The sequence below is a fragment of the Acinetobacter sp. Ac8 genome (assembly GCF_055392545.1).
On sequence record NZ_AP043689.1, the window covers coordinates 2,982,092 to 2,993,326 of the forward strand.

At 35.2% G+C, this 11,235-nt stretch carries 12 protein-coding genes; 8 read left to right on the plus strand and 4 right to left on the minus strand.

What is annotated here, in order from left to right; translation table 11 throughout:
• Positions 1-13 precede the first annotated feature (13 nt).
• From ACZ5QH_RS14100 to ACZ5QH_RS14135, 8 genes are all read left to right on the plus strand, one after another.
• Complete coding sequence (locus tag ACZ5QH_RS14100; RefSeq protein WP_303577830.1) at positions 14-1,270, plus strand: HlyD family secretion protein; 1,257 nt, start codon at positions 14-16, stop codon at positions 1,268-1,270.
• A gap of 2 nt (positions 1,271-1,272) precedes the next feature.
• Positions 1,273-2,406 carry an ABC transporter permease gene (locus ACZ5QH_RS14105; protein WP_303577831.1) on the plus strand — a complete coding sequence of 378 codons (1,134 nt, stop codon included), beginning with the start codon at positions 1,273-1,275 and terminating at the stop codon, positions 2,404-2,406.
• Positions 2,399-3,508 (plus strand): ABC transporter permease, encoded by a 1,110-nt coding sequence (locus ACZ5QH_RS14110; RefSeq protein ID WP_303577832.1) that lies wholly within the window; start codon positions 2,399-2,401, stop codon positions 3,506-3,508. The genes ACZ5QH_RS14105 and ACZ5QH_RS14110 overlap by 8 nt, the downstream gene beginning before the upstream one ends.
• 277 nt (positions 3,509-3,785) lie before the next feature.
• The gene (gene gltP / locus ACZ5QH_RS14115) at positions 3,786-5,075 is read left to right on the plus strand and encodes a glutamate/aspartate:proton symporter GltP (protein ID WP_004822623.1); all 1,290 of its coding nucleotides are present in this window, start codon (positions 3,786-3,788) and stop codon (positions 5,073-5,075) included.
• A 320-nt stretch (positions 5,076-5,395) separates the two neighbouring features.
• Positions 5,396-6,205, plus strand: a complete 810-nt coding sequence (locus ACZ5QH_RS14120) for a ChbG/HpnK family deacetylase (protein WP_034613644.1) — start codon at positions 5,396-5,398, stop codon at positions 6,203-6,205.
• Positions 6,206-6,216: 11 nt separating this feature from the next.
• Positions 6,217-7,194, plus strand: coding sequence for a glycosyltransferase family 2 protein (locus ACZ5QH_RS14125; RefSeq protein WP_035371022.1), 978 nt, complete (start codon positions 6,217-6,219; stop codon positions 7,192-7,194).
• A gap of 4 nt (positions 7,195-7,198) precedes the next feature.
• Positions 7,199-7,594, plus strand: coding sequence for a GtrA family protein (locus tag ACZ5QH_RS14130; RefSeq protein WP_303577834.1), 396 nt, complete (start codon positions 7,199-7,201; stop codon positions 7,592-7,594).
• 5 nt (positions 7,595-7,599) lie between these two features.
• Complete coding sequence (locus tag ACZ5QH_RS14135) at positions 7,600-9,243, plus strand: ArnT family glycosyltransferase (protein WP_303577835.1); 1,644 nt, start codon at positions 7,600-7,602, stop codon at positions 9,241-9,243.
• Positions 9,244-9,263: 20 nt separating this feature from the next.
• Here ACZ5QH_RS14135 and ACZ5QH_RS14140 read toward each other — a convergent pair whose 3' ends face one another.
• From ACZ5QH_RS14140 to ACZ5QH_RS14155, 4 genes are all read right to left on the minus strand, one after another.
• Positions 9,264-9,590: a hypothetical protein gene (locus tag ACZ5QH_RS14140; protein ID WP_303577836.1), complete on the minus strand. Its 327-nt coding sequence runs from the start codon at positions 9,588-9,590 to the stop codon at positions 9,264-9,266.
• 145 nt (positions 9,591-9,735) lie between these two features.
• Complete coding sequence (locus tag ACZ5QH_RS14145) at positions 9,736-10,146, minus strand: hypothetical protein (protein ID WP_303577837.1); 411 nt, start codon at positions 10,144-10,146, stop codon at positions 9,736-9,738.
• Positions 10,147-10,150: 4 nt separating this feature from the next.
• Complete coding sequence (locus ACZ5QH_RS14150) at positions 10,151-10,681, minus strand: hypothetical protein (RefSeq protein ID WP_034613650.1); 531 nt, start codon at positions 10,679-10,681, stop codon at positions 10,151-10,153.
• Positions 10,682-11,012: 331 nt separating this feature from the next.
• Entirely contained in the window at positions 11,013-11,138 is a 126-nt protein-coding gene (locus ACZ5QH_RS14155) for a KGW motif small protein (protein ID WP_004822645.1), read from the minus strand.
• Positions 11,139-11,235: the final 97 nt, after the last annotated feature.

An 11,235-nucleotide genomic window follows, 5' to 3' on the forward strand; every position in this document is an offset into this window, starting at 1 on the left:
GATGGAGCATAAAATGACAAAACAGCATGACCATCACAATGGACAAAATGATTCATCTTCAACTTCGCAAGCTGATGCAAACTCAGATATTTCATCAAATGAAAATTTAGTTCATCCTGAAATGAATACACAAAACAATTCAGATCCAACAGCTTTATCTGATACAGCTGTAGCACAACAACCTACAGCCGATCAAATTGAAGCTGAAAAAGAAACATCAATCAGAGACTCAGCACAGGAACAAAGTGCTGCGACAAACATCAACGATGATCAAAAACCTTCTAAAAAGAAAACAATTCTGGTCATTGGCGCAATAATTTTAATTCTATTATTGGGATTGATTGCATTTGGTCTATGGAAAAGTTATCAACCTAAAACAGTCGATGTTCAAGGACGTGTTGAGGCTGAAACATTACATGTCAGCACTAAAGTTCCAAGTCGGATAGAAGGCATCTTTGTCAGCGATGGTCAAAAAATTGAAAAAGGACAATTGTTAGTTACCCTAAGTAGTCCAGAAATTGCTGCCAAAAAACAACAAGCACTGGCAAGTTTACAATCCGCCTTAGCTTTACAATCGACGGCAGACAGAGGTTCTCAACAAGAAAATATTGATACCTTATATGCCAATTGGCAAAGTGTAAAAGCGCAAGAAAATCTTGCAAAAACGACCTATCAACGTGGTGCTAACCTCTTTGCACAAGGGGTAATTTCACGTCAACGCCGTGATGAAATGCATGCCGCTGCGCAATCAGCCACTCAAATGAGTGAAGCCGCTTACCAGCAATATGCGCGTGCAAAACGTGGCAGTACCGCTGAACAAAAATCTGGGGCTGATGCACAAGTCGAAATTGCAAAAGCCGCTGTTGCGGAAGCCAATGCTTTAGAGGCAGAAACCAAACTATATTCTCCTGTAAACGGCACTGTATCTAAAACTTATGGTAAACCCTCAGAACTGGTGGCTATTGGTGTCCCTGTTGTGAGTATTATTCAAGATGAAGAAAATTGGGTCAGTTTAAATGTCCGTGAAGATCAATACACCCAAGTTTATCAAGCAAAAAGCTTAGATGGTTTTATACCCGCACTCAATAGAACAGTGTCATTTAACATCAAAAATATAGATGCTGAAGGTGAGTTTGCAACTATTAAAACCACACGTCAGACAGGTGGATATGATATTCGTAGTTTTAAAGTCAAGCTTACACCCACTGAAGCCGTGCCTGAATTAAAAGTAGGCATGAGTGTGATCTTTAAATTAAAAGAGAGCCAATAAACATGTGGGCGGGCATGTTAAGAGAGCTTCAATATTTGCTCAAGCATAAATGGGATTTATGCTTAGTCACACTTGCCCCGCTCTTTGTGATTATTTTATTCAGTAGTATGTTTTATGCAGGAAAAGCTGAACATTTACCGATTGCGATTATTGATCAAGATCAAAGTGAACTAAGTCGCAATATAGAAAAGTATCTTAGTCATAATCATACGCTTTCAATCTACACAGTATCAGACAATCCCAATGAAGTTGAGCATCTGCTCAATCAGACCAAGATTTGGGGATATGTGCATATTCCAGCGGGTGCTGAACAACGCATGGTTCAAGCACAAGATGCACAGATCAGTATTGCTTTTAATCAGTCCTATTTTAGTATTGGTAATGGAATTTCTTCAGCAATGCTTCTCTCTACAGTTGAAGCCATTGCTGATTTTGCCAAAAATTCATATTTTGAAAATAAAATTCCTTATGCTGAACTTTCCACCGCAAATATAAAAATTTCTCCCCTGTTCAATCCAAATCTCAGTTATGAGTTCTACTTAGAACCCTTTATGATTCCAGCAATTTTGCACTTATTGCTGTGTTGTTGTATGGCTTTTGCAGTGGGTCAAGAATTGAAATATGACACCTTAAATCAATGGGTCCAAGACAAATCTGTATTGAATGCACTTTTGGCAAAAAATATGGTCTATGTGTTAATTTTCTGTTTTTGGACTTGGGTATGGCTGTTTTGGCTGGTGGTGATCCGCGGTTGGTTCATTGCTGGCAGTCTATGGATGATTTTACTTGGACAGTTCTTACTTTATTCAGCCTATGCACTGATCAGTAGTACCGTCGTTCTCGCAACTAGAAATTTATCTAAAACTTTTGGATTTATTGCAGTCTATGGTGGCTCCTCGCTGAGTTTTGCAGGCGTAACGCTTCCCTTAAATAATGCACCAATTTTTACCAAATTTTGGGCCAATATTATTCCTTATACACCTTATGCGAAATTACAAACTGAACAATGGGTTGTTGGCAGTCCTAGTTTTATTTCGATGGTTCCTTTAGCTATCCTTGCCGCATATTGTATTTTCTATTTTGCATTATCAAGTTTACTCCTCAATAAAAATTTAAAGGGAGCAAAACATGATTAAATTCTTTAAAAAACTCGCTCGATACTATGTAGACACTTTTAAAAATATTGGGAAAAACTCGTCTATTTTGACCACCATGGTGCTTTCAGTATTTTTTTATAGCATTTTTTATCCTACAGCCTATAAAGCGCAAACGGCTGAAAGTTTGCCGATTATTATTGTAGATGAAGAACAAAGCTATCTGAGCAATACCATCATTACTGAAGTTGGCAAAAGTCCCAATGTAAAAATTACTGAAATTACTGGAAATTTTGAACAAGCAAAACGGATGGTTCAAGAGCAAAAAGCCGATGGTATTTTGTTATTACCAGAGAACCTATCCAATAGTGTGGTTCGAGGTGAGGCTGGTGGTATTGGTTTATATCTCAGTAGTGCTTATTTTCTTAAAACCAAACAGATTGGTTTAGGCTTAGCCACTGCAATTGAAAATGCGGTTGCAGAACAAGCCGAAAGGTTTGGCAAAATTTCACATTTCCAAGTCGCGCTTCCGATCCATCAAATCCCGTTGTTTAACACACTTTCAGGATATGGCAGTTATATCTTTCCTGCAATTGCACCGCTGATCATTCACCAGACTATTGTTCTAGGTCTGTGCATGTTGATTGCGGGGTATCGTGAACGACGATGGCGAGCCACAACCGCTGAGTTTTTTGGAATCTATCTAGCAGCACTCACGATTGGTTGCCTCGGCTGCTATTATCTATTTGGTTTCACTTACTGGATCAATGATTACCCGAGAGGCGGCAATTTCTGGGGCATGCTGTTTTCCGTTCCGATTTTTATTAGTTGCGTGATTGCAATGGCAATGCTTTTAGCCAGCTATCTAGATATTTCAGAACGTGCTGGACATCTGATCGTTTTCACCTCAATTCCATTGTTTTTACTTTCAGGTGCAGCTTGGCCCCTGCAAGCAATGCCAACTTGGATGCAGTATTTTGCTCACCTCTTCCCGTCCACTCAAGGGATTAATTTATTTATTCAGTTAAATCAAATGGGTGTACCAATTCAGGTGGTTATTCCTAAGTTAATTTATCTCGTATGCTTAACAGGAATTTTGATGATATGGGCATATATACGCCTAACGCAAACATATAAAAAATAAGAATAGTTGTGTGAAATTTAATTTATATAATGAATTAAAATTAACAATAAAATCGAATATTTTAATCAAACTGAACTATTTTTAATCATTTGAACGCGTTTTTGATAAAAAAGTTAGTATTGCTGACGCAAATAGCGTCAGAATAGGCCATTTTCGAAATACTCTGAATACTCAGAATCTCCCACCCTAAGGCACCCACATGCTTTAGCGGGATTTCTTTTGTGTTTTTTTGATAGAGTTTTCCTTTTCGCCAAAATCTGAATTTTAAGGGCTCAGTATGAAGAAAATGAGAATTAGCCTCGCTTGGCAAATTGTTATTGCGCTCTTCTTAGGTATTCTTGTTGGTGCTTTTTTGCACAACGCACCTGAAATTCGCGGTGACATCATTGCAAACTTTTTACAACCATTGGGTAAGATTTTCATTAATCTGATCAAAATGATTGTAATTCCACTTGTGCTTTCCATGCTGATTTTAGGAATTGCCAATGCGGGTGACAGTAAAAGTGTCGGTAAACTTGGGTTAAAAACCATTGTTTATTTTGAGATTATTACGACAGTTGCAATTATTGTAGGCTTAGTTGCTGCCAATGTATTCCAACCTGGTGCAGGCATTGATATGTCTACACTGACAACCTCTGATATTTCGCAATATAAAGAAACGACACAGGAAGTCAGCCATGAAGCTCATGGCTTAGTGAATACAGTTCTTTCACTTATCCCACCGAATATTTTTGCTGCAATGGGTGATGGGCACATGTTGCCGATTATTTTCTTTGCAGTGATTTTCGGTATTGGTCTAGGTTCATTGTCTAAAGAAACCAAGCAACCGTTAATTGACGTGTTAAAAGCTGTTTCTGAAACAATGTTCAAAGTAACTCACATGATCATGATGTTTGCACCATTTGGTGTATTCGGTTTGATCGCTGCGACTGTAGCAAACTTTGGTTTTAGTTCATTATTACCATTAATTAAACTTGCTGTTTTAGTTTATGGGGCAATTCTGTTCTTTATCTTTATTGTGCTTGGTTTTGTGGCTAGATTCTGTGGTTTCAGTATCTGGACAATTATCAAAATCTTAAAAGATGAACTTATTCTTGCCTACTCCACTGCAAGCTCTGAAACCGTTTTACCACGTATGATGGAAAAAATGGAAGCTTATGGTGCGCCAAAATCAATTACCAGTTTTGTTGTTCCTATCGGTTATTCATTTAACTTAGATGGTTCAACACTCTATCAAAGTATTGCTGCTATCTTTATTGCACAACTTTACGGTATTGATTTAACCATCACTCAACAGCTTGTTTTGGTCTTGACCCTGATGATTACCTCTAAGGGTATCGCAGGCGTTCCTGGTGTGTCTTTCGTGGTTCTATTGGCAACTTTAGGCAGCGTGGGTATCCCACTAGAAGGCTTAGCATTTATTGCGGGTATTGACCGTATTTTAGATATGGCTCGTACTGTATTAAATGTGATTGGTAATGCACTCGCTGTTCTCGTGATTAGTAAATGGGAAGGCAAATTCGATACTGAAAAACAAAAATCTTATAATTTTGATGCCACACATTAATTTTTAAGATCAGAGAAACCACCTTCGGGTGGTTTTTTTATACGCTATAGTTATCAAAATTTAAGCGGTAAATTTACTTACAAAATAAATGCATATACTTGCTTAAACTGCAGATAAATAATTATTTTAATATTTTTATAAATTTCATAAACATAGATTATAACAATTGATTAGGCTTCTCTTGCTTAAAACGTTTTAAGTTCCGATTCAGGTTATTTTAAGTCATTTTTTTAATAGTAGCAGTCCAATATGTTCTAAGAACATGTGGAATACAATTTTGTTTAATTTTCAATCACTATAAACAATTGGAAGTGCTACACATGAAAATGATTTGTTATTGTGCTGATGATTTTGCATTGAATGATGAAATCAGTCATGCCGTATGTGTACTTCTTAAAAAAAATGCCTTGCAAGCAACATCATGTATGACCCAATCACCAATTTGGCATAAACAAGCAAATAAATTACGTGCGCTTAAAGCGGAGATAAATCATCCAATTGAAATTGGTTTACATCTTAACTTTACCCATTATTTTGAGCATAGCAACTTCCTTTATTATCCACTTAATGAACTCATGTTAAGAGCATGGTCAAGAACTTTAAATAAAGAAAAAATAAGAACAAGCATTATTCAGCAATGGGAACTTTTTGTTGAAGCACTTGGTACACAGCCAAATTTTGTAGATGGACACCAACATATCCACCAATTTCCTGTCATTCGTGAAGTTTTAATCGATGTATTAAAAGAAAAAAACTTTAACGGGTGGATTCGCAATCTAGATCACACCATTTCTGTTCAAAAATATCAATTCAAAAGCAAAACATTAGAATATCTTGGTGCTAAAAAGACACTAAAACTTAATCAAAAAAATCATTTCAAAACGAATACTTATTTTGCTGGAATTTATGATTTCAAGAATGAAAATTATGCTGCACTGAATTATGAATGGCTAAAATCCGCTCAAAATGGGTTATTGATCATGTGCCACCCTGCTGCTGCTCAACCAAAAGAATTTGATGAAATCCAAGATGCTCGTATTGATGAGTACCAATATTTCAACTCTGAACAATTTTTTCGGGATTGTAAAACTTTCAATATTGAACTCCAACCAATAGGCCAAATGCTATGAGTAGAAATGCTATGAATAGATTAGAACCATTTATTTCATGTGTTGTGCCTGCATATAATGAGGCAGAAAATTTAAAAACATTTATTCCAGCTCTTGCAGCAACATTGGAACAGCAAAAAGTTTCCTTTGAAATCATCGTGATTGATGATGGTAGCAAAGACAATACCATGACCGTGCTTGAAAGTATGTTGGATCGCTATCCGCTTAAAATTTTAGAACTGTCACGAAATTTTGGTAAAGAAGCCGCCTTAAGTGCAGGGCTAGATCATACAACGGGGAATCTAACCTTAATGATCGATGCTGATTTCCAGCATCCTCTTGATGCTATTCCCACCATGATCAATCTTTGGAAAAATGGTTATGACATGGTTTATGGAATTCGCAATAGAAATACTGAATCTGGGCTAAAACGTTTATTTACATATGTTTATTATAGAATTCTCAATTTAAGTTCAGAAGTCGTTATTCCTGAAAATGCAGGCGATTTCCGCTTATTAGATGAAAAAGTCGTAGAAGCGATTAAAACACTTCCCGAGAAAAACCGTTATATGAAAGGTTTATATGCGTGGGTCGGCTTTAAATCAATTGGTATTCACTTCTCTGAGTTAGAAAGAAAAAATGGTCAATCAAGCTTTAACTTCAAGGCTTTATTTAACCTTGCCCTTTCAGGACTTACAGGATTTTCTAATCTTCCTTTAAGAGCGTGTATCGCATTTGGAGCTTTGTTGGCACTTTGTTCGGTTTCTTATGGCTTCTATATTATTTTTGAGACTTTAGCCGAAGGTATAAAAGTCCCAGGTTGGGCAACATTAATTGTTGAAATCAGCTTATTGGGCGGTATTCAATTATTATTTATTGGAATATTGGGGGAATATATCAGCCGAATTTATACGGAAACAAAAGATCGACCTCGTTATATTGTTTCCAATAAATACTCCAATACGAAGTACCTTCATTACACATCTTCTAATAAAAATAAAATCTTTTAAAAATATGGTTAATTCAAATATTTATGTGTTTTCAAAGTTTTGTATCGTTGGTGGCGCTGCAGCATTAACACATTATTTGGTGTTAATGCTGCTTATCCACCTCACAGCGATAACACTGGCATTAGAGAATTTAATCGCGTTCAGCATTGCATTTTGGGTGAGCTACTTTGGGCATCGCATTATTACCTTCAATGCGCAAAAAACTCGACATATACATGTATTACCCAAATTTTTACTTGTTGCTTGTCTAGGTTTTATCTTTAACGAAGCATTCCTACTCACGACCCAGCATTTTTTCCATGCTGAAAATTTATCAACTCTTATCATTTTAACTATTGTGATTACAGCAATTTTTACATTTTTTTTAAGCAAGTTTTTTGCTTTTAAATTTTCAGGATAAGCGCCATGAAACCTATTTTTCGTTCATCTAAAACTTTGCTGATTTGCTTATCACTTTGGTTACTCATCTCTGTTTTTATTCGCCCAATGTCTGTACCAGATGAAGGACGTTATGGGGATATTAGCCGCTGGATGTATGAAAGTGGTGATTGGTTAATACCACGATTAAATGGTATTCCATTTATGCATAAACCACCCTTACTACACTGGTTAACAGCAAGTTTAATGGAAATATTTGGTTCACATGTTTGGGTTGCTCGTCTAGTTCCTGCATTTGCTGGCATTATCATGTTGGTCAGTTTATTCGTTTTTACTAAGAAACATGTGAATGAAAGAATTGCCCAAATTTCGACTGCTATTTTAGCAACTGGGTTATTATTTTATGGCTGTGCTGAATACATTAATCATGACATATTAGTTGCATCTTGGATTAGCTTAACAGTATTTTGCTTTGCAGATTTCATCCTCAGTGGTAAAAGAAATATTTTATTCCTCGGTTATTTTGCATGTGCATGTGCATTTTTAAGTAAAGGATTAATTGGTGTACTGATTCCAGGAATGGTTATTCTTCCTTGGATGATTTACATAGGACAATGGAAAAAAATCCCAGCAGTTTTAAACCCGTTTGGTCTCTTATTATTTGCGCTAATTGCTTTGCCTTGGGTATTTATCGTTCAACAACATTATCCAAACTTTTTACACTACTTTTTTATTGAGCAACAATTTAGTCGATTTAACTCTAGCGAATTTAATAATAAACAAGGTTGGTATTTTTATGCTGCCTTACTGTTTGTGAATTTTTTACCAATCATACTCGCTAATGGCTTCAAATTTTCGAGCAACGCCATTCGCGCACAAACAACCCAACCTATTTTTAGTTTACTCGTCTGGTGGGCGTTGTCCGTTTTGTTGTTCTTCTCGATCCCACCATCGAAACTTGCAGGTTATATTTTACCCTCAATTGCCCCATTTACAATGATTTTCGCACTTATGACAAATCGAATCATTGAAGAAAATAAATTGAGCAAGTTCCAAGTTTATGCACTTCCAACATTACTATTTGTATTGGCGAGTAGCTTAGTCGTTGCCCCATTTACCATGCATCGAGATATTGGCTTTTACTCCGCTGAGAAAAATCAAATTTTCGCAGTTGCAGGAATTGTGATGATTCTCTGCGGTATCTTAATCGTCTTGTTTAAAAAACATAAAATTGATTTTTTCACCTTTATTGTTGCTTGTATGATGCTGCTATGTAGTATGGCAAGTAGTAGCGTGCAATTCTTTGATGTTAAATCTAACTCAAATCAGGTTAGTTTTGTTCAAGATATTCCAAAGAATCTACCTATCGTTTTTTATGATAATTATTTCTATGATGTTCCTTTCTTATTGAATCTCAAAAATCCTGTTTATGTTGTAAAAGATTGGGCAAAAGTAAATACTGATAGTTCCTCGCTTGAACTTAAAGATGGCTTACTTTTTGAAGCCAACAAAGCGCAGTATCTTTGGAAGTTTTCACAATTTAACCAAGCAATTAAATCTAAGCAAAAATTGGTCGTCTTTGCAAAAGCTGGAGATTTAAAATTAGATCCGTTGCAAAATCAATATCATGTTCAACACAGCCGTAATTTTGATATTTTTATTATAAATTAATTGTGATTTTCTCTAATTAATTAACAAAAATAAGGAAACTCTCTTGATGGATTGTTTCCTTTGAGCAATATTATTTTAATTTTTGAATCTGAAGCTATCTTAATAAACTCTTGGGTTAAATAACCATCTTTTGCAAGGCATACATTCCAATCGTAAACTTGCCCCCCATGAATCATTAAGCTTTCAACTTTCCATTCGGCCCGTTTTTTAAAATTCACTATCCCCAATTTATTTGTGAACTTTTCATCATATTGATCATCTATTTTTGCAGGATGTACTGCCGTTACTAACACGACTTTTACATCAGGAATTGCTACTCCCTGCTCATTTAGAACAGTCACAGTCACTTGAGGCTTCTGTGTTTTATATATCGGATAACAGCTAGTTAAAAAAATAAGGATTGGTACTAGAAATATGTTTCTTTTCATAATCTTATCTATTTAAAAAATTTTTGATTTTTCTAAATTAATTTTAACATATGGGAAATTATAGTCACCTTATTCTAAGTTTATTGTTCTGGCATTTTTGATTCACTTTTGGATCTTCCAAACTTTCTAAATGTATATCAAAAATACTTTTATCTGAAATACTATAATATTGCTTTTTATAGCCTTGTTTAGATACACAGAGCGACCATGTATATTTTCTCTCCAACCCCATATTCAGTGCAAAAGATCTATTAACATCAAAATACGCTTTGCCATTTTTAGTATATTGGGTCTTGTAGTTTTTGATCGTTTTACCCTCTTTAACTGTCGTCGTTAAAACGACATAAGCAAGATCCAGCAATTTCCCTTCAGAATCTTTTACAGTTACTTCAATTTCAGGTATGGTTTTTTCTATATATGGATAACATGCGCTAAGTGAAATCAGTATTGGTATTAGAAATATATATCTATTCATTCATTTACCTTGTATAGCCACAGCTCAATTTTGAGTTTCCTTGTGGTGTTTCATCTAAAGCGTTCTCAATATTCCAATTATCACCCACAACCTTACGTAAATGATAAAGCACCGTTGTCGGTGTACCCTTAAATACAAAATAGTAGCCATTGGATTGAGTTTTACCCGATTTATGTTTTTGTAAGGCAATTTTGATCAGTTGTGATCCAAAAACATGACGATCTACTGCTAAATCATCCTGTTCAGTGTGTGCAGTTTTATAATAGCGATAACCTTGCACGCCATAATATGTATTATTTCCAATAATCATCGTCTGTTTAGATTTATTCAGCTTTACATTTTTCTGCCCATCACGACTAAAATCTTGCAAAAGAACAGCTATTTTACTTTCAGGATGTTGAAAAATTGCATCACAATTGATCGCTTTAGTATCGATAAGTGTATCTATGTGAATATTCTGAGCATTTACCAATTGTGTAGAAATCAAACCGACGATTAGTAAACTTATTTTATTTATATTCTGAAACTGTTTCATAGATTATTTTCCAGCAGTCGTTTGTGAAAGCAATAAGCTTTATAAGGACTCTAAAGTCACGATTAGGTCATTTATTTTTATGAACAAAAAATTATAAAAATTCATAATAGACTTCTTTCATAAGCCCTTTTTAAAACCATAAATCAACATAAAAGCACCCTCATCCTAACCTTCTCCCATAGGGAGAAGGAACTCTCAATACTAATATAATTCACTCCACATGATCATTTTTTGATTCATGAAAGATCTTTAATGCACAAAAACCACAATAAAGTGGCTTTTGTCATTAGCATTTAAAATTATCAATCAGAAAACGTACTCGTTTCTTTAGCTATGCAATTAAATACGCACTGAGAATAATCAGCATTTGTACAGCTAAAATAACACTAAACCATTTCCAGCCTTTTTGGCGAAGGATGACCTTATCTGCTGTTGAATAATTGACTGTTCTTATCATTTTATCACCTCATTCTTGCTACATCATGGAACATCATTGGGGCAAAACATCGGTCTTTTAATAGACAATGTATAACATGCAAAAAATAAACCAACGT

Bases quoted from the DNA above. Each gene is read 5' to 3' on its own strand.
- ACZ5QH_RS14100 (WP_303577830.1), top strand. From the start codon at position 14: ATGACAAAACAGCATGACCATCACAATGGACAAAATGATTCATCTTCA.
- ACZ5QH_RS14105 (WP_303577831.1), top strand. From the start codon at position 1,273: ATGTGGGCGGGCATGTTAAGAGAGCTTCAATATTTGCTCAAGCATAAA.
- ACZ5QH_RS14110 (WP_303577832.1), top strand. From the start codon at position 2,399: ATGATTAAATTCTTTAAAAAACTCGCTCGATACTATGTAGACACTTTT.
- gltP (WP_004822623.1), top strand. From the start codon at position 3,786: ATGAAGAAAATGAGAATTAGCCTCGCTTGGCAAATTGTTATTGCGCTC.
- ACZ5QH_RS14120 (WP_034613644.1), top strand. From the start codon at position 5,396: ATGAAAATGATTTGTTATTGTGCTGATGATTTTGCATTGAATGATGAA.
- ACZ5QH_RS14125 (WP_035371022.1), top strand. From the start codon at position 6,217: ATGAATAGATTAGAACCATTTATTTCATGTGTTGTGCCTGCATATAAT.
- ACZ5QH_RS14130 (WP_303577834.1), top strand. From the start codon at position 7,199: ATGGTTAATTCAAATATTTATGTGTTTTCAAAGTTTTGTATCGTTGGT.
- ACZ5QH_RS14135 (WP_303577835.1), top strand. From the start codon at position 7,600: ATGAAACCTATTTTTCGTTCATCTAAAACTTTGCTGATTTGCTTATCA.
- ACZ5QH_RS14145 (WP_303577837.1), bottom strand. From the start codon at position 10,146: ATGAATAGATATATATTTCTAATACCAATACTGATTTCACTTAGCGCA.
- ACZ5QH_RS14150 (WP_034613650.1), bottom strand. From the start codon at position 10,681: ATGAAACAGTTTCAGAATATAAATAAAATAAGTTTACTAATCGTCGGT.
- ACZ5QH_RS14155 (WP_004822645.1), bottom strand. From the start codon at position 11,138: ATGATAAGAACAGTCAATTATTCAACAGCAGATAAGGTCATCCTTCGC.